17 protein-coding genes are annotated in these 20,214 nt (G+C 74.3%); 6 read left to right on the plus strand and 11 right to left on the minus strand.

Annotated features, from left to right (window positions below):
- Positions 1-6 precede the first annotated feature (6 nt).
- The 9 genes from rfaE2 to ACWD01_RS20225 all read right to left on the minus strand — a co-directional run bounded on the left by rfaE2 (position 7) and on the right by ACWD01_RS20225 (position 10,135).
- Positions 7-1,446 (minus strand): D-glycero-beta-D-manno-heptose 1-phosphate adenylyltransferase, encoded by a 1,440-nt coding sequence (rfaE2, locus tag ACWD01_RS20185; RefSeq protein ID WP_451163649.1) that lies wholly within the window; start codon positions 1,444-1,446, stop codon positions 7-9.
- Positions 1,443-2,108, minus strand: a complete 666-nt coding sequence (locus tag ACWD01_RS20190; RefSeq protein ID WP_451163651.1) for a D-sedoheptulose-7-phosphate isomerase — start codon at positions 2,106-2,108, stop codon at positions 1,443-1,445. Before ACWD01_RS20190 ends, rfaE2 begins: the two co-directional genes overlap by 4 nt.
- A gap of 106 nt (positions 2,109-2,214) precedes the next feature.
- Positions 2,215-3,486 carry a glycosyltransferase gene (locus ACWD01_RS20195; RefSeq protein ID WP_451163653.1) on the minus strand — a complete coding sequence of 424 codons (1,272 nt, stop codon included), beginning with the start codon at positions 3,484-3,486 and terminating at the stop codon, positions 2,215-2,217.
- Positions 3,483-4,448, minus strand: a complete 966-nt coding sequence (locus ACWD01_RS20200; RefSeq protein WP_451163705.1) for a glycosyltransferase — start codon at positions 4,446-4,448, stop codon at positions 3,483-3,485. The genes ACWD01_RS20195 and ACWD01_RS20200 overlap by 4 nt, the downstream gene beginning before the upstream one ends.
- A 2-nt stretch (positions 4,449-4,450) precedes the next feature.
- Entirely contained in the window at positions 4,451-5,491 is a 1,041-nt protein-coding gene (locus ACWD01_RS20205; RefSeq protein ID WP_451163655.1) for a glycosyltransferase family 9 protein, read from the minus strand.
- A complete protein-coding gene (locus ACWD01_RS20210) occupies positions 5,488-6,306 on the minus strand; it encodes a D-glycero-alpha-D-manno-heptose-1,7-bisphosphate 7-phosphatase (protein WP_451163657.1) in 819 nt (272 codons plus the stop codon). Before ACWD01_RS20210 ends, ACWD01_RS20205 begins: the two co-directional genes overlap by 4 nt.
- The gene (locus ACWD01_RS20215; RefSeq protein WP_451163707.1) at positions 6,303-7,367 is read right to left on the minus strand and encodes a glycosyltransferase family 2 protein; all 1,065 of its coding nucleotides are present in this window, start codon (positions 7,365-7,367) and stop codon (positions 6,303-6,305) included. The genes ACWD01_RS20210 and ACWD01_RS20215 overlap by 4 nt, the downstream gene beginning before the upstream one ends.
- Before the next feature lie 32 nt (positions 7,368-7,399).
- Positions 7,400-9,082 (minus strand): carbamoyltransferase family protein, encoded by a 1,683-nt coding sequence (locus tag ACWD01_RS20220; RefSeq protein ID WP_451163659.1) that lies wholly within the window; start codon positions 9,080-9,082, stop codon positions 7,400-7,402.
- Between the two features lie 93 nt (positions 9,083-9,175).
- On the minus strand, positions 9,176-10,135 hold the full coding sequence (locus ACWD01_RS20225; protein WP_451163661.1) for an NAD-dependent epimerase/dehydratase family protein: 960 nt from the start codon (positions 10,133-10,135) through the stop codon (positions 9,176-9,178).
- A gap of 235 nt (positions 10,136-10,370) precedes the next feature.
- Between ACWD01_RS20225 and ACWD01_RS20230 the strand changes: the two genes are divergently transcribed.
- Together ACWD01_RS20230 and ACWD01_RS20235 are read left to right on the plus strand one after the other, a co-directional pair.
- On the plus strand, positions 10,371-11,192 hold the full coding sequence (locus ACWD01_RS20230; RefSeq protein WP_451163709.1) for an SDR family NAD(P)-dependent oxidoreductase: 822 nt from the start codon (positions 10,371-10,373) through the stop codon (positions 11,190-11,192).
- Entirely contained in the window at positions 11,192-12,376 is a 1,185-nt protein-coding gene (locus tag ACWD01_RS20235) for a zinc-dependent alcohol dehydrogenase (protein WP_451163711.1), read from the plus strand. Before ACWD01_RS20230 ends, ACWD01_RS20235 begins: the two co-directional genes overlap by 1 nt.
- A gap of 49 nt (positions 12,377-12,425) precedes the next feature.
- On the opposite strand, the gene gdhA is transcribed toward ACWD01_RS20235, so the two are convergent.
- Positions 12,426-13,781: an NADP-specific glutamate dehydrogenase gene (gene gdhA / locus ACWD01_RS20240; protein WP_451163663.1), complete on the minus strand. Its 1,356-nt coding sequence runs from the start codon at positions 13,779-13,781 to the stop codon at positions 12,426-12,428.
- 260 nt (positions 13,782-14,041) lie between these two features.
- Positions 14,042-15,724 carry an FAD-dependent oxidoreductase gene (locus ACWD01_RS20245; protein WP_451163665.1) on the minus strand — a complete coding sequence of 561 codons (1,683 nt, stop codon included), beginning with the start codon at positions 15,722-15,724 and terminating at the stop codon, positions 14,042-14,044.
- A 268-nt stretch (positions 15,725-15,992) separates the two neighbouring features.
- Here ACWD01_RS20245 and ACWD01_RS20250 point away from each other — a divergent pair, with 268 nt between their 5' ends.
- The 4 genes from ACWD01_RS20250 to ACWD01_RS20265 all read left to right on the plus strand — a co-directional run bounded on the left by ACWD01_RS20250 (position 15,993) and on the right by ACWD01_RS20265 (position 20,196).
- Positions 15,993-17,117 carry a SchA/CurD-like domain-containing protein gene (locus tag ACWD01_RS20250; protein ID WP_451163667.1) on the plus strand — a complete coding sequence of 375 codons (1,125 nt, stop codon included), beginning with the start codon at positions 15,993-15,995 and terminating at the stop codon, positions 17,115-17,117.
- A gap of 120 nt (positions 17,118-17,237) precedes the next feature.
- Positions 17,238-17,678, plus strand: coding sequence for a cupin domain-containing protein (locus ACWD01_RS20255; RefSeq protein ID WP_356899023.1), 441 nt, complete (start codon positions 17,238-17,240; stop codon positions 17,676-17,678).
- Complete coding sequence (locus ACWD01_RS20260) at positions 17,675-18,943, plus strand: beta-ketoacyl-[acyl-carrier-protein] synthase family protein (RefSeq protein WP_451163669.1); 1,269 nt, start codon at positions 17,675-17,677, stop codon at positions 18,941-18,943. The genes ACWD01_RS20255 and ACWD01_RS20260 overlap by 4 nt, the downstream gene beginning before the upstream one ends.
- On the plus strand, positions 18,940-20,196 hold the full coding sequence (locus ACWD01_RS20265; RefSeq protein WP_451163671.1) for a ketosynthase chain-length factor: 1,257 nt from the start codon (positions 18,940-18,942) through the stop codon (positions 20,194-20,196). The genes ACWD01_RS20260 and ACWD01_RS20265 overlap by 4 nt, the downstream gene beginning before the upstream one ends.
- Positions 20,197-20,214: the final 18 nt, after the last annotated feature.

Below are 20,214 nucleotides of genomic sequence, written 5' to 3' on the forward strand. Positions count from 1 at the left end.
AGGGGGTCAGGGGGACGCGGTCCGGGCGGCGGCGGCCTGGGCCTGCGCCTGGGCCGCGCGGCGGGCCAGCAGGGTGGTCGAGCGGCCGTCGAGGTACGGCAGCACGACGGCCTGTCCGCCCCACGCGCGCACGACATCGGCCTCCGGAAGCTCCTCCACGGCGTAGTCGCCACCCTTCACCCACACGTCGGGCCGCAGCCGGTTCAGCAGCGCGACGGGGGTGTCCTCCTCGAAGACGGCGACTGCGTCGACACTGCCCAGGCCCGCGAGCACCCGGGTCCGGTCGTGCAGCGGGGTGAGCGGGCGGCCGGGACCTTTGCGGCGGGCGATCGACTCGTCGGAGTTGACGCACACGATCAGGCAGTCGCCGATGCGCCTGGCGCTCTCCAGCAGCCCGACGTGACCGGCGTGCAGCAGGTCGAAGCAGCCGCCGGTGGCGACCACCGTGCCGCCCCGCGCCCGGACGCGTTCCGCCAGCTCGAACGGGTCGTTCTCGACGGCCCGCACCGGGTGGGTCGGGCCCGCCGTGCGCCACAGTCCCGGATTGCCCGCGCCGCCGGCCGCCACGAAGGCCGCCGCACGGGCGACGGCCCGCTGCACCGCCTCCTCCGGCAGGGCGCCGTCGGCCAGTTCGGTGGCCGTCGCCGCCGCGAAGCAGTCGCCGGCGCCGCAGGTGTCGCCGTCGGCCCGGTACGGGGCGGGGACCAGCATCGGCGTCCCGTCGCCCGGCCGGGTCAGCAGCACGCCGCGGTCGCCGAGGGTGACGGCGACGGCCGCCGCCTGCCAGCGTTCCGCGAGTTCCCGGCCGTGCTCGGCGAAGTCCCGCAGCGACCGGCCCGTCCCGGACGCCGGTTCCGCGGTCAGGGCAGAGACCTCCGCCGCGTTGGGGGTGACGATCCGGGCCCCGGGCACGGGCGTGTCGCCCCTGGGGTGCGGGTCCCACACCAGCGGCACCCGGCGGGCGGCGGGCGCCAGGTGCTCCCGTACGGCGCTGACCGTGTGGCGGCCGTAGTCGGCGACGAGGACGGTGTGCGCCCCGGCCAGCGCGTCGCGCACCGCGTCGCCCGGCTCACCGGGCGTGCCGCCGCCGCGGTCGATCCGCACGAGCGGGCGACCGCCCGCCATGACCCGGGTCTTGACCGGCAGCGTGCCGTTCAGCGGCACCTCCACCAGCCGGACCCGGCCGAGCAGCGCACGCCGTACGGCCTCACTCGCCGCGTCGTCGCCGAGCGCGGTGACGAGGACCACCTCACGGCCCGACCGGGCGGCCAGCGCGGCGGCGAGTCCGGCGCCGCCGGGATGGCGCAGCTGGCTGCGTACGTCCACGACCGGCGCGGGGGCGTCCGGGGCGAGCCGGTCGGCGACGCCCTCGATGTCCTCGTCGAGCAGGACGTCCCCGACGACGACCAGCGGTCCCCGCGTCCGCCGCCCTCCCCGGGCACTCATGACAGCCTCCGGCGGGCGACGGCGGCCTGCGTCGCGGCCGCTCCCGGGGCCCGCCGTACGGCCGCCGGGGGTGCGGCGGGTACGGCGGTCGCCAGGTCGAAGACCTCGCAGAGCAGATGGACGGCGACGAGGTGCGCCTCCTGCACCGTGGCGGTGGAGTCCGCGTCGACGCACAGCGTCTCGTCGGCGGCCTCCGCCAGCGGGTTGGGGCCGGGTCCGGTCATCGCCCACACCTGCAGTCCCGCCGCCCGTCCCGTCCTGGCCGCGTTGACGAGGTTGGCGCTGCCGCCGGACGTGGACAGCAGCACGAGGACGTCGCCGGGGCGGCCGTGCGCCTCGACCTGCCGGGCGAAGACCTGGTCGAAGCCGTAGTCGTTGCCGATGGCGGTCAGGCTGGACGTCTCCGCGTGCAGGGCGACGGCCGAGTGGGCGGGCCGTTCGTCCCGGTAGCGGCCGACGAGTTCCGCGGTCAGGTGCTGTGCCTGGGCCGCGCTGCCACCGTTGCCCGCGGCCAGCAGCCGCCCGCCGACGGGGAGGACCGCGGCGAGGTGGCCGCCCCATGCGGTGAGCTGTCCCAGGTTCTGCCGGCGGAACCGGCCGAGGGCGTCCTGGAGCGACTGGCAGTGCCGGTGCGCGGCCTCGCTTGCAAGTGCTTCGTTCATGCTGGTCGGGGCGTGCCGTGCGTCCCGGGGGACGGGGGCCGTTCCCGCACCTCCTTCGAACGTAGGTGCTGCGCGGTCTCGTTGGCGTCGGCGGTCCTGCCGGCGGTCACATCACGCCGGTCGCCCACGCCCCTCCGGGGGCCCGCTGCAGGGCGGGCCTGGCGGCGAGCACGCCGAAGTACACGGCCTCGGTGGCGGCCGCGACCTTCGTCCAGCCGTACGTGCCGAGCACCCGTCGCCGTCCCGCCTCGCCGCACGCCTCCCGAGCCGCCGGGTCGGCGAGCAGGTCGGCCACGGCCCGGGCGAGCGCGTCCGGGTCGCGGGGCGGCACGAGCCGCCCGGTGGCGGGGTCCGCGACGGTGTCGAGCTGGCCGCCGACGGCGGTGGCGACGACGGGCCTGCCGCACGCCATGGCCTCCAGCGGGACGATCCCGAACGGCTCGTAGTCGCCGGGGCAGAGCACCACGTCGGCGCTGCGCAGCAGCGGTGCGACGTCCTCGCCGGCGACGGCTCCGGTGAAGCGGACCCGGTCGGCGACGCCGAGGCCGTGCGCGAGGTCGCGCAGCCGGCGCACTTCCGGGTCGTCGTCGAGCCGCCCGGCCGGCGGGCCGCCGACCACGAGGAGTTCGACGCCGGGCAGCCGGGTCAGCGCGGTGACGGAGACGGCCGCCCCCTTGCGCGGGACGATCCGGCCGACCTGGATCAGCCGGTGACGGTACGCGCCGCGCTCGGCGGCCGGCCCGCGCGGGGTGAACGCGTCGGTGTCCACGCCGCACGGCACGACGTCCACCCGTTCCGCGGAGAGGCCCATGGCGGCGAGCTCCCTGACCTCGTCGCGGCAGGTGGCGATGATCCGGTCGCAGCCGACGCCGACCTCCTTCTCGCAGGCGATCCGGGCCGGCGGGCTGGTGTCCGCGTGCCGCTGGTGACGGCGCTTCACCGTCCCGAGCGCGTGATACGTGTGCACCAGGGGCAGCCTTGACTCCCGTACGGCGTGCAGCGAGGCGAGACCTGACATCCAGAAGTGGGAGTGCACCACGTCGGGCGGGACGGTCTGCCACTCGCGCGCCAGATGGCGGCCGAAGCCGAGCATGTGGGGCAGCAGCTCGTCCTTCGGGATCGCCTCCGGCGGTCCGGCGGGCACATGGCGGACGTCGACACCCGGCCTCAGCGGCACCAGGTCGGGCAGGTCCCGCGCGTCGCGCCGCGTGTAGACGGTGACCCGGTGGCCGCGGTCGGCGAGTGCGCCCGCCAGGCGCGCGACATGGACGTTCTGGCCGCCCGCGTCCGCCCCGCCGAGTGCGGCGAGCGGGCTCGCGTGCTCGGACACGAGCGCGATGGACAGCGCTTCCGTGCCGATGAGGTCGCGCTCGGTCATGTGCACACCTCCGTCATCAGGCGCTCCCAGTCGTCGAGGAAGCGTTTGAGTCCGTAGCGCCGCAGCGCCGCCTGGCGGGCCCGGGCGCCGTCCTCCGCCGCGGCCTCCGGTTCGTGGAGATACCGGCGGGCGGCGGCGGCGAGGACCTCGGGGCGGGTCGACAGGGTTCCGGTGCCCTCGGGGACCGCCTCGACGGCCTCCGTGGTGGCGAGGGCGACGACCGGCATGCCCAGGTGCATGGCCTCCAGCAGCGACAGGCCCAGGGAGGTCCAGCGGACCGGGTGCAGATAGAGCCGGCGCTCTGCCATGGCGCCGTGCAGCTGCTGCTGGGGCAGATCGGCGGTGCGGCAGCGGTCCTCCGGCAGACCGAGGTGTCCGGCGAGCCCTTCGGTGCCCATGCCGAAGACGTCCAGCGGGACGGCCTGCGCCAGTGCGGGCAGCAGATCGGTCCCGGTGTAACGGCCGCGCCGGACGGGCTCGTTGACGACGACCGCCGCGCGGTCGAGCCGGCCACTGTAGAGGTGGCCGGGGTCGACGATGCCGTGCTCGACGACCTCCGTGCGGGTGGACCCGTTGTCCCAGAACAGCCGGTTGAAGTGTGTGACGTGGACCAGGGTGAGGTCGTCGCGGTCCGCGCAGGGGTGCCGGGTGCCGGGCACGTCGCCGTCCGGCGCGTTGTGCTCCAGGTAGACCGCGGGCACGTCGCGGCCTGGGCGCCGGCCGCCGAGCCAGCGCTCGGCGAGTTCCGCCTCGTGCGGCCGCTGCAGGACGACCAGGTCGACGGCGGCGTCGCGCAGCTGCTCCGGCGTCACCTCGCGCACCGAGTCGGGCCAGGAGAACGTGCGGGCCCGGCCGAGCCCGTCGGGGCCGCGGTCGGGGGTGACCGGGACGAGATACGTGTGCGGGCCCTGCACGAACGCCGTCGTCCAGGAGCCGTGCACATGCCACAGCAGGATGTTCATCGTCACGCTCCTCGCTCCTTCGTCTCGGCCGCGGCAGAGCCGAGGGCCGCCACGGCGGCGAGCACCTCGGCGTTGCCGATGCCGTCGAGGCAGGGGTGCCCCGGGACGGGACAGCTGCGGGCCCTGCTGCCGGCGCACTGTGCGTGCTGGTCGCCCAGCAGCACGTGCGGCACGTTGTAGGGGCGCCAGCGCTCGGCCGGCACCACGGGCGCAAAAAGGCAGACGACCGGCGTGCCGACGGCGGCGGCCAGGTGGCCGGGGCCGGTGTTGCCGACCACGGCGACCCGCGCCCCGGCGAGGACACCGGCGAGCTGGTGGAGGTCCGTCGCGCCGCCGAGGTCGAGCGCGTGGTCGGCCGCGACCGCCGCGGTCAGGTCCTTCTCCGCCCGGCCGCCGGTCACCACGACCCGGTGCCCGGCCGCCGACAGGGCGGCCGCGGCGCGCGCGGCCCGGTCGGCGCTCCAGGCGCGGGCGGGGACGGCGGCGCCCGGGTGCAGCACGATGTACGGCTCGGGTCCGGTCAGGTGCCCGGTCCCGGGCGGCGACGAGATCCGCAGCGAGCCGTCGTCGCCGGGCGGCAGGGCGAAGCCGGAGTCCAGGGCGAGGTCGAGAGCGGCCAGCGCCTCGTGGCGGTGCGGCTGCCTGCGGTGCCTGAGGTCGAGCAGCGCGCCCGGGTAGTCCTCGCTGTCGGCGGCGGTCCAGCCCACGCCGGCGAGCTTGAGCAGCAGCGCGATCGGCAGCGGGCTCTGGTGGTACGACACCAGGACCAGGGCCCGGTCGTACCGTCCGGCCCGCAGCGTCTCGAGCAGCCGCTCCGTCTGCTCGTACGACACCGGCGCGGGCTCGAGGCCGACCCAGGGCGCGTCGTGGACCAGCACCTCGTCCACGCCGGGCAGCAGTTGGGCGGCGTGCACGCCGTGCGGGCCGCAGAGCAGGGCCGTGTGCGAGGAGCCGGCGGCGACGGCCCGCACGGCGGGGCCGGCGAGGAGCACGTCACCGGCGCTGTCGAGCCGTACCACCAGGGTCCTGGGCCGCCTGCTCATCGCCCCTCCTCCACCACGACGCCGTCGCCGGACCGCACCGGGTCGGCCGCCGCCGTCACGGACGTACCGCCGCCCGGCGCACCGGCCCCGGCGGTGAGGACGGTGACCGCGTGCCCGGACGGAGGCCGCTCGGACGCGGTGCCGCCCCGTACGGGGGCGCTACGGTGCAGCGGCGGGGCCGCCGTGCGGTGGCAGCGGGCGGTGGGGTCCAGTACGAGGCGGACCGCCCGGAGCAGGTCCGGGGCGGTGTCGGGGGCCGCGGCGATCTCCTCGGGACGGGTCGCCGGGGTGGGCACCAGGACGCCGCGCGCGCCGGCGGCCAGCGCGGCGGCCACGTCGGAGCCGATGTCGCCGATGACGGCGGTGCGCGCGGGGCACACGCCGAGCCGTTCGCAGGCGGCGAGCACCAGGCCGGGCGCGGGCTTGCGGCAGCGGCAGCCGTCGTCCGGTCCGTGGGGGCAGACCGCCCAGACGTCGATCGGTCCGAGGAACGCGTCGACGCGGCGCTGCACGGCCGCGACTTGACGGTACGTCAGTATCCCGCGGGCGACGCCGGACTGGTTGCTGACGACGCCCACCGGTATCCCCAGCGCCCGCACGGCGGCGAGCGCCTCCACGGCGGACGGCATCGGCACCACCCGCGCCGGGTCGCCGTTGTAGGGCACGTCGACCACGAGGGTGCCGTCGCGGTCGAAGAGGACCGCGTCCGGCAGGCCGACGGCGTCGGGCGGCAGTGCCGCGGCGCGCGTGGCGGCCGGACCGTGGAACAGCCAGGGGCCCTCCTGCTCGGCCCCGGCCGCGAAGGGGCCGCTCATGGCAGCACCGCCTCCCTGGCCGGCCGGTCGGCGACGTGGGCGGCGGCCGTCAGCGGCGGCCGGAGCGGCGGCGCGGCGCGGTGCCGCAGTTGCGCCCCCAGCCAGTGCCAGGCCGCCACCGGCGGGATGGCCACGCTGGTCAGCGCCATCGAGACGATCTCGTCGCGGGTCCTCGGTCCGGGCGCGATCCGGGCCCAGGCGAACTCGGCGGTCCCGGCCAGCCACAGCGCGGCGCAGGCCGCGGCGGCGGCCGGCCTGGCCGTCACGGCGCAGGCGACCGCGGCCGCGCCGGCGGCGGTCACCGCGAGGTGGCGGGGCAGGCGCCCCCGTGGCGCGTCCGCGCGCCGCCACCAGTCGCGGCCGTGCAGCCGGTTCATGAGGACGTCGTCGGCGTTGCCCGCCTGGACGCGTACGGAGACCCAGCGGCCCGCCGGGCGCACCGGATGGGTGGTCGTACGGGTGCCGGCGGCCAGCGACCACCCGGCGGCCTGGACGCGCAGCGCGAGGTCGGCGTCCTCGCGGAAGGCGCGGGGGAAGCGCTCGTCGAAGCCGCCGACGGCGTCCAGCGCCTCCCGCCGGTAGGCCATGTCGGCCGTGATCCAGCGGGCGGTGGCCAGCCCTGCCGTGTTGCGCTCCCAGTCGGTGGGGGCGCGGTCGGCGGGCAGCGGCACGTCGATACGGGCGGTGACCCCGCCGGTGCGGCGCCCGGCGGCGGCGAGGTCGCGGGCCAGGTCGTCGCACCAGGTGGGTCCGGGCACCACGTCGTCGTCGAGGAAGACGACCCAGGGCACGGGCCCGGCGACCCGCAGTCCGGTGTTGCGGGCCGCGGCCGGTCCCCGGGCGCGGCCCGGCACGACCGAGGTGACGGGCCGCAGGGGCGCCGGGATCTCGACCGGGAGCGGGGCGCGCGGGGCGCCGCGGCGGTCGTCGACCACGACCACCCGGACGGGTCCGGGGCCGCCGGCGGCGGCCAGCGCCCGCAGGCAGTCGTTGAGGCAGGGCCGGCCGATCGTCGGGATCACCACCGTGTAGCGCGGGGGCCGGTGCCCGCTCCCGTTCACCGCCCCGCCGGCGTTCTCCGTGCCGTTCCGGTTCACCGCGCCGCCCCCGTCCCCGCGTCGTCCGCGTCGTCGCAGTGGCGGAAGAAGTCGCCGCGCCGGATGGCGTACGGGCCGATGGCCAGCAGGTCGACGGGCGAGGAGCCGAAGCATTCGAGGGCGTCGCGCGGGTCGTCGACCATGGGCCGGCCGGCCGTGTTGAGGCTGGTGTTGACGACGACCGGCAGCCCGGTGCGCTGCTCGAACTCGCGCAGCATCCGGGCCACCAGCGGCTCGCGGTCCGGGTCGACGGTCTGGATACGGGCGGTGCCGTCGACGTGCACGACCGCCGGGATCCGCTCCCGCCAGACGGGGGCCACGTCGTGGACGAAGAGCATGTACGGGCTGGGCATGGGGCCGTCGAAGATCTCGGGAGCCCGTTCGGCGAGCACCATCGGGGCGACCGGGCGGAACTGTTCGCGGCCCTTCACGTCGTTGAGGCGTTCGAGGTTGCCCGCGTGGCCGGGGTGGGCCAGCAGCGACCGGTGGCCGAGCGCCCGCGGCCCGTACTCCGAACGCCCCTGGAACCAGGCGACGACGGCGTTGTCGGCGAGCGCCTCGGCCACCGTCGCGGCGATGTCGGCCGGCCGGTCGAACGGGACGGCGGCGGTCTTCAGCCAGGCGCCCAGCTCCGCGTCGGACCAGTCGCGGCCGAGGTCGGCGCCGGTCATCGGTTCCGGGTCGTCGCCCTCGCCGGCCGCCAGCAGCAGGGCGCCGCCCAGGGCGGTCCCCGCGTCGCCGGCGGCGGGCTGCACCCACACCCGGGAGAAGGGGCCCTCGCGGGCGATCCGGGAGTTGGCCACGCAGTTGAGGGCGACACCGCCGGCCAGGGTCAGCAGGCTGTCGTGGGTCTGTCCGTGCAGCCACCGGACCAGGTCGAGCATGGTCTCCTCGAGCACGGCCTGGGCGCCGGCGGCCACGTCGGCGTGTTCCTGCGTCCACGCCTCGTCGGGGCCGCGCGGCGCGCAGAACTGGTGCCAGGGCACGCCGGTGGCGCGGAAGCCGCCGTCGCCGGTGGGGTGGACGTACTTGCGCAGTTCGGCCAGCATCCGGGGCCCGCCGTGGGAGGCGAGGGCCATCACCTTGAACTCGTCGGACGAGCGCAGGAATCCGAGGTGCTCGGTCAGCTCCTCGTAGACGAGCCCGAGCGAGTGCGGCAGATCCTGTGCGTGCAGGGCCTCCAGCCGTCCGTGGACACGGCGGGCGGCGAGGTGTGAGGCACGCTCGCCGCGGCCGTCGAGGACGAGGACGGAGGAGGTGCCTGCGTCGGTCGCGGCGAACGCGGCGGACGCGGCGTGCGCCATGTGGTGCGGCACGAAGCGGACGAGGTCGGCGTCGAGTCCGGGCAGCGCGGTCTGCAGAAAGCCGGGCGCCTCCCGCGCGTACGCCAGCCGCAGATGGTCCCAGGGGTCGTCGAGGCCCATGACGTCGGTCGGCCTCGCGAGCGACGGGTCGAAGGAGTAGGCCACGGCGTCCAGGTCCTGGGGCCGCAGTCCGGCCCGCTTCAGACACCAGGCGGCGGCCTGCTCCGGCAGCTCCCAGGCGGCGAAGGGCACCGGGCGCTTGCCGTGCTTGCGCCGGGAGAAGCGTTCCTCCTCCGCCGCGGCGACGGTCGTGCCGTCGATGACGAGGGCGGCGGCGGGGTCGTGGAAGAGGGCGTTGATTCCGAGAATGCGCATGTCAGTCACAGACCTTTCGACGGGTCGCGTCAGGGCCGGCGGCACAGGGAGTGGGTGTCCGGTGTTCGCTGTCCGGGCGCTCGCCGCGGACCGTCAGTCCGGGTGGGCGCGGAACCAGTCGATGGTGCGCAGCAGACCTTCCTCGGCGCTGACGGCCGGCTCCCACTCGAGCTTGTCGCGGGCGAGCGTGATGTCGGGGCAGCGCACGGCCGGGTCGTCCGTCGGTCGCTCGATGAAGCGGATCTCGGAGGTGGAGCCGGTGAGTTCGACGACGAGCCGGGCCAGGTCGAGCATGGTGATCTCGGCCGGGTTGCCGATGTTCACCGGGCCGCGCAGGCCGTGGGCGGCGGCGGCCAGAATGCCGCGCACGGTGTCGTCCACGTAGCACAGCGACCGGGTCTGGTGGCCGTCGCCGGTGACGGTCAGCGGCTCGCCCGCCAGCGCCTGGCGGATGAACGTGGGCACCGCGCGGCCGTCGTAGCCGCGCATCCGGGGGCCGTAGGTGTTGAACAGGCGCACGATGCCGGTGTCGGTGCCGTGGGCGTCGGCCTGCGCGGTGGTCAGCGCCTCACCGAAGCGCTTCGCCTCGTCGTACACGCTGCGCGGGCCGACGGGATTGACGTTGCCCCAGTACCGCTCGTTCTGCGGGTGCTGCTGCGGGTCGCCGTAGACCTCGGAGGTGGAGGCGAGCAGGAACCGGGCGCCGGACTCGTGGGCGAGGGCCAGGGCGTTGCGGGTGCCGAGGCTGCCGGCCTCCATCGTGTGCAGCGGCAGCCGCAGATAGTCGGCGGGCGACGCCGGGGACGCGAAGTGCAGCACCAGGTCCGGGGGCCGGTCGACGGTGAACGGTTCGCTGACGCTGGCCGTCACCAGTTTGAAGCCGGGGCGGTCACGCAGCCCGGATATGTTCTCCGGCCGGCCGGTGCTGAAGTCGTCGACGCAGGTGACCGCGGTGCCGGAGTCCAGCAGCGCCGTGCACAGGTGCGAGCCGACGAAACCGGCGCCGCCGGTGACGACGGCGTGCTTCCAGCTGCGTGAGAAGGCGGCGTTCATTCGTGTCCCTCCGGTCGGTGCCGTGCGGGCGGGCGGTTCGCTCCACCGGGCGGAGGCGGCGGCCCACCGGCCTGCCGCCCCCCTCGGCCGAATCACCGGCCCTCGGCAAGCGTCGGCCGGACCCGGCCGCAGCACCGCGTTCACGTACTGCATTCGAGTGAGTGACAGAGCGTGAAGGCGGCTCCGGCCCGCATCGCGTCCGGTGAAAGGACGGAGCATGGGTACCCGGCGTGGCATGACCGGCACCAGACCTTTGGCCGTCGTCACCGGGGCCTCCAGCGGCATCGGCCTCGAACTGGCGAAACAGCTCGCCGAGCGCGGCTTCGACCTGATCGTGGCCGCGGAGGACGACGCCCGGCTCCAGCAGGCGGCGGAACGGATCCGCGCCGCCGGCGCGGCGGTTCAGGCGGTCCGGGTGGACCTGCGTGACTACGACGAGACCGAGCGGCTGTACGCGGCGGTCACGGCGACGGGCCGGCCGGTCGCGGTCGCCGCGCTGAACGCGGGCATCGGCAAGGGCGGCCCGTTCGTCACGAACGAGCTCGCCGACGAGCTCTCGGTCGTGGACCTCAACGTCCGCTCGACCGTGCAGCTGGCCAAGCGGCTGCTGCCGGACATGACCGCCATGGACGAGGGCCGGATCCTGATCACGTCGTCGATCGCCTCGACCGCGCCGGGCTCCTTCCAGGCCGTCTACAACGCCTCGAAGTCCTTCCTCCAGTCGTTCGCCCAGGCACTGCGGGACGAGCTCAGGGACACCGGCGTCACCGTCACCGCGCTGATGCCGGGCCCCACGGAGACGGACTTCTTCCGCCGTGCCGGCATGGGCGACACCAAGGTCGGCCGGCAGGAGAAGGACGATCCGGCGCAGGTGGCGAAGCAGGGGCTCGACGCGCTGATGGCCGGCGCCGACAAGATCGTCGCGGGCTCGGCGAGGACCAGGGCCACGGGGCTCGTGAGCAAGGTGGTCCCGGACCGGCTCAAGGCCGCCGCCCACCGCTCCATGGCCGAACCCGGCTCCGGAGAGCGCCGGCGGGACGCGGACGAGGAGGCATGATGAAAGCACTGACCTGGCACGGAAAGCGCGATGTGCGCGTGGACTCCGTCCCCGATCCGCAGATCCGCGATTCCACGGACGTGATCGTCAGGGTGACGACGAGCGGACTCTGCGGTTCCGACCTGCATCTGTACGAACTCTTCGGGCCGTTCCTCGAGCAGGGCGACATCCTCGGGCACGAACCGATGGGCGTCGTGGAGGAGGTCGGCTCCGAGGTCACCCGCGTCACCGCGGGCGACCGCGTCGTCGTCCCCTTCAACGTCTCGTGCGGCACCTGCTTCATGTGCGGCCAGGGACTGCACTCGCAGTGCGAGACCACCCAGGTGCACGACCACGGCAAGGGCGCGTCGCTGTTCGGCTACACCAAGCTGTACGGGCAGGTGCCCGGCGGCCAGGCCGAGTACCTCCGCGTCCCCTTCGGCAACACGCTGCCCATCAGCGTCCCCCACGGCCCGCCGGACGACAGGTTCGTCTATCTGTCCGACGTACTGCCCACCTCCTGGCAGGCGGTCGAGTACGCCGCCGTGCCGCCCGGGGGCTCCGTGGCGGTGCTGGGCCTCGGCCCGATCGGCGACATGTGCACCCGGGTCGCCACCCACCGCGGCGCGGACCTGGTCATCGGCATCGACCTGGTGCCGGAGCGCCTCGCGCGGGCCAGGGAACACGGCGTGCACGCCCTGGACATGGAGGAGTACGGCGACAAGATCGTCGACGCGGTCCGCGACCTGACCGACGGCCGCGGCCCGGACGCCGTCATCGACGCCGTCGGCATGGAGGCCCACGGCGCGCCCGTCGCCAAGGGCGCGCAGCAGATGACGACCCTGCTGCCGGGCACGCTGGCCGCCCGGATGATGGAGCGCGTCGGTATCGACTGCCTGTCCGCGCTCCATCTGGCGATCGAGCTCGTGCGCCGGGGCGGCACGGTCTCGCTCTCCGGGGTCTACGGCGGGATGGCCGACCCGATGCCGCTGCTGACCATGTTCGACAAGCAGGTGCAGCTGCGGATGGGGCAGGCCAACGTGTGGCGGTGGGTGGACGACCTGCTGCCGCTCGTCACGGACGGCGATCCGCTGGGCGTCGAGGGGTTCGCCACCCACCGGGTGCCGCTGGCCGAGGCGCCGCAGGCCTACGAGATGTTCCAGAAGAAGCGGGACGGAGCGGTCAAGGTGCTCTTCACCCCCTGAGCACGCCGCACACCCCGACCGCCCCGAACACCCGCCGCCCTCCCCGCCGTCAGACGAGCCCCTGGGCGAGCATCGCGTCGGCGACCCGCTCGAACCCGGCGATGTTGGCGCCCGTCACCAGGTCGCCGGGAGCGCCGTAGCGGTCGGCGGTCTCGTGGCACACCCGGTGGATGTCCCGCATGATCGTGGCGAGTTCGGCCTCGACGCGGTCCGCGGGCCAGCTGTCGCGGGCCGCGTTCTGCCGCATCTCCAGGGCGCTCACGGCGACCCCGCCCGCGTTGGCGGCCTTGCCGGGCCCGAAGGCGGCACCGGCCTCCTGGAGCACGCGGACCGCTTCCGGGGTGGTGGGCATGTTCGCGCCCTCGGCGACGGCCTTGATCCCGTTGCGTACGAGGGTGACCGCGTCCTGCTCGCCGAGCTCGTTCTGTGTGGCGGACGGGAAGGCGAGGTCGGCGGGCACGTCCCAGACCCGGCCGCCGGGGACGTAGCGCGCGGAGGCGCCGCGGCGCGCCGCGTACTCGCTGACGCGGGCCCGCTCGACCTCCTTGATCTGCTGGAGCAGTTCGAGGTCGATGCCCTTCTCGTCGACGACGTACCCGGCGGAGTCGGAACAGGTGAGCGGGTGGGCGCCGCTGCGCAGCAGCTTCTCGATCGTGTAGAGCGCGACGTTGCCGGAGCCGGACACGACGGCGGCCTGTCCTTCGAGGTCCTCGCCGCGCGTCTTCAGCATCTCGGCCGCGAACAGCACGCTGCCGTAGCCGGTGGCCTGGGTGCGGATAGCGGACCCGCCCCAGTTCTGCCCCTTGCCGGTGAGGACGCCCGCCTCCCAGCGGTTGGTGATCCGGCGGTACTGGCCGAAGAGGTAGCCGATCTCGCGCCCGCCGACGCCGATGTCGCCCGCGGGCACGTCGGTGTACTCCCCGATGTGCCGGTGCAGTTCCGTCATGAACGACTGGCAGAACCGCATGACCTCGTCGTCGGACCGGCCGCGCGGGTCGAAGTCGCTGCCGCCCTTGCCGCCGCCGACGCCGAGACCGGTCAGGGCGTTCTTGAAGACCTGCTCGAAGCCGAGGAACTTCACGACACCGAGGTTCACCGACGGGTGGAAGCGCAGCCCGCCCTTGTAGGGGCCGAGCGCGCTGTTGAACTCGACGCGGAATCCGCGGTTGACGTGGACCGCGCCGCGGTCGTCCTGCCAGGGCACCCGGAAGATGATCTGCCGCTCCGGCTCGCAGAGCCGCTCGACGATTCCCGCCCGCTCGTACTCCGGGCGCGCGGCGAACACGGGCGCGAGGGTGTCGAGCACCTCCCGTGCCGCCTGGTGGAACTCGGGCTGCGCCGGATTGCGCTGCTCGATCTCGGCGCGGAGCGAAGCGAGTCGGTCCTTCGGGGATGACAGTGTCACAAGCGTGTCCCTTCCTGCCCTGACGCGGGATGCGGCCGGTTCAGCGGCGACGACGTTCCGGGTGCCGCTGCTGCGACGAGTACGGCCAGACACCCGTCCGCCGTTCACTTCGCCCCGGATCTGCTCGACGGTCCGGTTCGACGACGCTGTCGAACCGTTCGGCCCTCAGTGTGTCGTACGCCCCGGCCGGCCCGGTCAGGCCCCGCCCCCTGCACCGCGCTTCACACGGTGCGGGGGCCGGGGCTCGGTCCACCACCCGGTCATTCCCTCCGCAGCAGCGACGTCAGCGCCGCGAACAGCGCCGCCTCGCGGTCCGAGTCCGGGTCCAGGTCCGTGTCCGGGCCCTTCGCCCGCCAGGCGACGAAGCCGTCGGGGCGGACGAGCACCGCGCCGTCGGGGGTCGTGCCGTGGACACCGGCCCAGTCGGCGCCCGCCTCCGGGGTCAGGTCGGCCTCGGGGCCCTCCCCGATCCGGTAGACGCCGAGGCCCATGGCCAGCCTTCCGGCGACGAGTTCCGCCGCCGCGTACCAGTCCTTGCCGCCGGCACCGGCGCCGGTCAGCAGGACGAAGGACCGCTCGTAGAGGTCCAGCGTGGACAGTCGGCCTCCTCCGCCCGGCCGGTGCAGCCACATGTGCGGGGCCCTGGTGCCGGGTGCGCCCGAGAGGTCCAACTTGTCGGGTACCACCGGCAGTTCGGGGTCCGTGCCGAGGACCGCGCCGCGCGGGTAGCGGTAGCCCAGCACGACGGGCAGCAGCCCGCCCCGCGGCCCGCCGAGCCCGGCGGCCGCGCCGGGGGCGGGCTCGTAGCCGGGGTGGCTGTGCTCCACCGACCGGGCGGAGGCGCGGGCGCTGGTGGCACGGGCCACCGGCAGGCGCTCGGCCTCGTACGTGTCGAGCAGGCCCGGCCCGGCCGTGCCGTCGAGCACGGCGGCGAGTTTCCAGGCGAGGTTGTGTGCGTCCTGGATACCGGTGTTGGAGCCGAAGGCGCCGGTCGGCGACATCTCGTGCGCGGAGTCGCCCGCCAGGAAGACCCGGCCCTGCGCGTATCGTTCGGCGACGCGTTCGGCCGCGTGCCACGGCGCCTTGCCGGTGATCGTGACGTCCAGGCCGGGGGCACGGACGGCCGCGCGGATGGTGTCGGCGCAGCGCTCGTCGGTGAAGTCCTCGAGCGTCTCTCCGCGGTCGTACTTCCAGGGCGCGTGGAAGACCCAGACCTCCGCGTTGTCGACGGGGAGCAGCGCGCCCTCCGCGTCGGGTCCGGTCAGGTAGCAGACCACGAAGCGGCGGTCGCCGACGATGCCGGCGAGGCCCCGGGAGCGGAAGGTGATGCTCACGTTGTGGAACAGGTCGCCGGGGCCGGTCTGCCCGATGCCGAGCTGTTCGCGCACGGGGCTGCGGGGCCCGTCCGCGGCGATCAGGTAGTCGGCGCGGACGGTGCTGTCCCGGCCGCTCGCGCGGTCGCGGACGACGGCGGTGACGCCGTCGTCGTCCTGCTCGAAGGAGAGCAGTTCGGTGCCGAAGCGCAGATCGCCGCCCTGTTCGACGGCGGCTTCGAGGAGGACGGGCTCGAGGTCGTTCTGACTGCACACGCACCACGCGGAGGGGCTGAGGCGGTGGCCCGGCGGGCCCTTCTCGTCGATCTGCCTGACCAGCCACTCGCCTGCGTCTGGCGCGGCGAGTTCCGGCGTCTGCAGGATGCCGTGGTTGCCGGCCAGCAAGGATGCCGCCGCGCGGATGCGTTCCTCCGCCCCGGCCGAGCGGAACACCTCCATGGTGCGCAGGTTGTTGCCGCGGCCGCGCGGGTGGACCGAGGTGCCCGCGTGCTTCTCGACCAGTGTGTGCCGGACGCCGAGGCGGCCCAGGAACAGGGACGCGGACAGCCCCACCAGGGAGCCGCCCACGATCAGGACCGGTACACGATGTTGTTCGGCGTTGTCTTCCATGAGTGCTCCAGCTCCAGCCGCCGGTGGGAAATTGGCCTTGTCCTTTCCCGCGTTTCCTGCCCGCGCACGGCGGCTTCGGCTCGCTCCTTCACTCGTGTGGTGCACAGATCTCGCGCCACCCGTGTTACCGACACAGGATCGGAGCGGGACCACCACATCGCGTCAAAGGTGGATTGCCGTCCGCATACGCCGGATCTTCCCGCTCGGATCCCCCGAGGGCCGGCGCTCGTGCCGCAGGCGGCCTCACTGACAAGGAGATGCGTGGAACATGACAATGCTGTCCGAACGTGTGTCTCAGTCCGCATTCGACGGCTCCCGGCTCCGGGTCGTACTGCTGCTTGATCTCCAGGAGGGCGCCCAGCAGCGCTTCCTCACGGCGTACGAGCACATGCGCAACCAGGTGGCCGCGGTTCCGGGACACCTCAGCGACCAACTGTGCCAGTCGATCGAGAACCCCTCGCAGTGGCTGATCACCAGCGAATGGGAGAGCGCTCCGCCCTTCCTGGCGTGGGTGAACAGCGAGGAGCACGTCGAGACCGTGCGGCCGCTGCACGACTGCGTGCGCGACACACGCTCGCTGCGCTTCAGCGTCCTGCGCGAGACCGCGGGTGTGAACGCGCCGCAGTCCCCCGCGCGGAAGCCCGGCGGCCTGCAGCCCTCGCCCCGGGTGGGTGACGGTGTGGTCCGCCACGCCCTCACCTTCACCGTCAAGCCCGGCAGCGAGGAGACCGTGGCCAAGATCCTCGCCGGCTACACCTCGCCCCAGGCGCAGGTGGACGACACCACCCGGCTGCGCCGCACCACGCTGTTCATGCACGGCAACCGCGTCGTGCGGACCGTGGAGGTGGAGGGCGACCTGCTCGCGGCGCTGCGGCACGTGGCCCGGCAGCCCGAGGTCAGGGCAGTCGAGGAGGCCATCAACCCGTATCTGGAGCAGGACCGGAACCTGGACGACCCGCAGTCGGCACGGCTGTTCTTCACCCGCGCCGCCCTGCCCGCGGTGCACCACCTGGCTCCGCCCGGCGAGGAGCAGGGGCGGCGGGAACGGCACGCGCTCCTCTACCCGGCCAAGCCGGGCTGCGGCATGGCGCTCGCCAAGCTGCTGGCCAGCCAGGACGAGGCGGCCGCGGAGAGCCCCGGGTGCCACGTCGAGAGCAGCACCGTCTTCCAGCGCGACGACATCGTCGTACGCCTCGTCGACGTACGCGGGCCCCTCGACGCCGACCCGGCGGCCGCCATGGGTACGCGCGGCCTGCGCAAGGCCGGTGTCCTGGCTCGGCTGCTGGACACCGAAGCGCTCGGCACCGACGACTCGCTCTCGGACGAGAAGGCGATCACCCGACTGCTCGAGAGTGCCCAGATGCGTCTGATCACCGACCGTCGTGCCCGCTGAACCGCGCATCCGGCCACCGGCCGCCGGCAGCCGTGCGACACCCGAAGCCCGGCGGCCGTGCGGGACCCCGGAGCCCGCGCGCCGGAGAGAGAGGGCCAAGGCCCTGTGGAGGAGCCAGTCATGACCACGACCCATCGCATCGTCGACCTGAGCGAGACCCAGCCCAACCGCAGGCGCGGAGGTGACCTGCGCGCCATGCTCACCCCCACCGCGGTGGGCGCCACGAGCGGCTTCATGGGGCTGGCGCTCGTCGAGCCCGGCGACCGTATCGGCGAGCACTACCACCCGTACTCGGAGGAGTTCGTGTACGTCGTCGCCGGTGAGCTCGAAGTGGACCTGGACGGCGAGCCCTTCGCCATCCGCCCCGACCAGGGCCTGCTCATTCCCCCTTATGTGCGGCACCGGTTCCGCAACGTGGGCAGCACCCAGGCCCGCATGGTCTTCCATCTGGGCCCGCTGGCGCCCCGGCCGGAGCTCGGCCACGTCGACACGGAAGAGACCCCCGCGGCACAGGACGCCGGTGCGCAGCGACCGCCGGAGCGAACGGGGTCGGTGTCATGACCCGGCGTGTGGCGGTGACCGGCGTCGGCATCGTCGCACCCGGAGGTGTGGGCGCCCCGGCGTTCTGGGACCTGCTGTCGAGCGGGCGGACAGCGACCCGCGGGATCACGCTGTTCGATCCGACCGGCTTCCGCTCACGTATAGCCGCCGAGGTCGACTTCGATCCGCAGGCCCATGGTCTCGGTGCCGCGGACGCCCAACGCGCCGACCGATACGTGCAGTTCGCCCTGGTCGCCGCCCGGGAGGCCATGGCCGACGCCGGTCTCGGCACGGCGACGCCCGATCCGTGGCGGACCGCCGTGTCGATGGGCACCGCCGTGGGCGGCACCACCCGGCTGGAGCACGACTATGTGCGGGTCAGCAGCGAGGGCCGGCGCTGGGACGTGGACCACAGCGAGGCGGCGCCCCATCTGCACCGCGCCTTCTCGCCCAGCGCCCTCGCCTCCGAGGTGGCAGAGCAGATCGGCGTGCGGGGGCCCGTACAGACCGTCTCCACGGGCTGCACCTCCGGTCTCGATGCGATCGGCTACGCGTTCCACACCATCGAGGAGGGCCGCGCCGACATCTGCATAGCGGGCGCGTCCGACTCGCCGATCTCCCCGATCACCGTGGCCTGCTTCGACGCCATCAAGGCGACCTCCGCCAACAACGACGACCCGGCACACGCCTCCCGCCCCTTCGACGCGCACCGCGACGGGTTCGTGATGGGCGAGGGCGGCGCGGTGCTGATCCTCGAGGAACTGGAGCACGCCCGGGCCCGCGGTGCGCGTGTGTACTGCGAGATGGGCGGCTACGCCACCTACGGCAACGCCCACCACATGACCGGTCTGACCCGTGAAGGGCTGGAGATGGCCCGGGCGATCGACGACGCGATGGACCACGCCCGGCTCGACCGGACGGACATCGACTACGTCAACGCCCACGGCTCCGGCACCCAGCAGAACGACCGGCACGAGACGGCCGCGGTCAAGCGGTCCCTCAAGGAGCACGCGTACGACGTGCCGATGAGCTCGATCAAGTCCATGGTCGGCCACTCGCTGGGCGCCATCGGGGCGATAGAACTCGTCGCCTGCGTGCTGGCCCTGGACAAGCAGGTCGTACCGCCCACGGCCAACTACGAGACCCCCGACCCCGAGTGCGACCTGGACTATGTGCCGCGCACCGCACGCCCCCTGAGGCTGCGCAGCGTGCTGTCGGTGGGAAGCGGCTTCGGCGGCTTCCAGTCCGCGGTCGTCCTCACCCGACCAGGCGGGAGTGCACGATGAGCCACGGCAACCGCCGCGGACGGCCCCCGGTCGTCACCGGCATCGGCGTCGTCGCCCCCAACGGCGTGGGCGTGGAGACCTTCTGGAAGTCGACCGTCGAAGGCATCAGCGCCCTCGACCACGTCACCCGCGAGGGCTGCGGACATCTGCCGCTGCGGGTCGCCGGCGAGGTGCGGGGCTTCGACCCCGGATCGATGGTCGAGCAGCGCTTCCTCGTCCAGACCGACCGGTTCTCCCACTTCGCGATGGCCGCGGCCGATCTGGCGCTCACCGACGCGGGCATCGCCGGCGGGGCGTACGACGAGACGCCGTTCGCCGTCGGCGTGGTCACCGCGGCCGGGTCCGGCGGCGGTGAGTTCGGCCAGCGGGAGCTGCAGCGCCTGTGGGGTCAGGGGTCGAGCTATGTCGGCCCGTACCAGTCCATCGCCTGGTTCTACGCGGCGAGCACCGGTCAGATCTCCATCCGCGGCGGCTTCAAGGGACCCTGCGGTGTGGTCGCCAGCGACGAGGCCGGCGGTCTCGACGCCCTCGCGCACGCCGCGGGCGCCGTACGGCGGGGCACGGACGTCGTCGTCGTCGGCGCGGCGGAGGCGCCGCTGGCCCCGTACTCGATCGTCTGCCAGCTCGGCTACCGGGAGCTCAGCACCTGCGAGGACCCGGCCCGCGCCTACCGGCCGTTCACCCCGCAGGCCTGCGGCTTCGTACCCGGCGAGGGCGGCGCCATGCTCGTCGTCGAGGACGAGGAGGCGGCCCGCGGACGGGGCGCCAGGATCCGCGCGACGCTCGCCGGCCATGCCGCCACGTTCACCGGGGCCTCCCGCTGGGAGGAGTCACGGGAAGGGCTGGCGCGGGCGATCGGCGGAGCCCTGGACGCCGCGGGCTGCGCGCCCGAGGAGATCGACGTGGTCTTCGCGGACGCGCTGGGCCTGCCGAACGCCGACCGTGCAGAGGCGCTGGCGATCGCCGACGCGCTCGGCGCGCACGGCACGCGGGTGCCGGTGACCGCCCCCAAGACCGGGACCGGCCGGGCCTACTGCGGGGCGCCGGTGCTCGACACGGCCGCCGCGGTACTGGCCCTGGAACACGGCCTGGTGCCGCCCACCCCCCATGTCCTCGACGTGTGCCACGACCTGGCCCTGGTGACCGGGACCGCCCGGCCCGCCGAGCTGCGCACGGCCCTGGTGCTGAGCCGGGGACTGATGGGTTCGAACTCGGCGCTCGTGCTGAGGCGCGGCGCCGACACCCCCTCGTAAGACCTCGCAAGCCCCCGC

It is taken from the genome of Streptomyces sp. NPDC002835 (genome assembly GCF_053591995.1).

What these genes read in the sequence shown, in the direction of transcription:
- rfaE2 (WP_451163649.1), bottom strand. Translation starts at nt 1,446, where the DNA reads ATGAGTGCCCGGGGAGGGCGGCGGACGCGGGGACCGCTGGTCGTCGTC.
- ACWD01_RS20190 (WP_451163651.1), bottom strand. Translation starts at nt 2,108, where the DNA reads ATGAACGAAGCACTTGCAAGCGAGGCCGCGCACCGGCACTGCCAGTCG.
- ACWD01_RS20195 (WP_451163653.1), bottom strand. Translation starts at nt 3,486, where the DNA reads ATGACCGAGCGCGACCTCATCGGCACGGAAGCGCTGTCCATCGCGCTC.
- ACWD01_RS20200 (WP_451163705.1), bottom strand. Translation starts at nt 4,448, where the DNA reads ATGAACATCCTGCTGTGGCATGTGCACGGCTCCTGGACGACGGCGTTC.
- ACWD01_RS20205 (WP_451163655.1), bottom strand. Translation starts at nt 5,491, where the DNA reads ATGAGCAGGCGGCCCAGGACCCTGGTGGTACGGCTCGACAGCGCCGGT.
- ACWD01_RS20210 (WP_451163657.1), bottom strand. Translation starts at nt 6,306, where the DNA reads ATGAGCGGCCCCTTCGCGGCCGGGGCCGAGCAGGAGGGCCCCTGGCTG.
- ACWD01_RS20220 (WP_451163659.1), bottom strand. Translation starts at nt 9,082, where the DNA reads ATGCGCATTCTCGGAATCAACGCCCTCTTCCACGACCCCGCCGCCGCC.
- ACWD01_RS20225 (WP_451163661.1), bottom strand. Translation starts at nt 10,135, where the DNA reads ATGAACGCCGCCTTCTCACGCAGCTGGAAGCACGCCGTCGTCACCGGC.
- ACWD01_RS20230 (WP_451163709.1), top strand. Translation starts at nt 10,371, where the DNA reads ATGACCGGCACCAGACCTTTGGCCGTCGTCACCGGGGCCTCCAGCGGC.
- ACWD01_RS20235 (WP_451163711.1), top strand. Translation starts at nt 11,192, where the DNA reads ATGAAAGCACTGACCTGGCACGGAAAGCGCGATGTGCGCGTGGACTCC.
- ACWD01_RS20245 (WP_451163665.1), bottom strand. Translation starts at nt 15,724, where the DNA reads ATGGAAGACAACGCCGAACAACATCGTGTACCGGTCCTGATCGTGGGC.
- ACWD01_RS20250 (WP_451163667.1), top strand. Translation starts at nt 15,993, where the DNA reads ATGACAATGCTGTCCGAACGTGTGTCTCAGTCCGCATTCGACGGCTCC.
- ACWD01_RS20255 (WP_356899023.1), top strand. Translation starts at nt 17,238, where the DNA reads ATGACCACGACCCATCGCATCGTCGACCTGAGCGAGACCCAGCCCAAC.
- ACWD01_RS20260 (WP_451163669.1), top strand. Translation starts at nt 17,675, where the DNA reads ATGACCCGGCGTGTGGCGGTGACCGGCGTCGGCATCGTCGCACCCGGA.
- ACWD01_RS20265 (WP_451163671.1), top strand. Translation starts at nt 18,940, where the DNA reads ATGAGCCACGGCAACCGCCGCGGACGGCCCCCGGTCGTCACCGGCATC.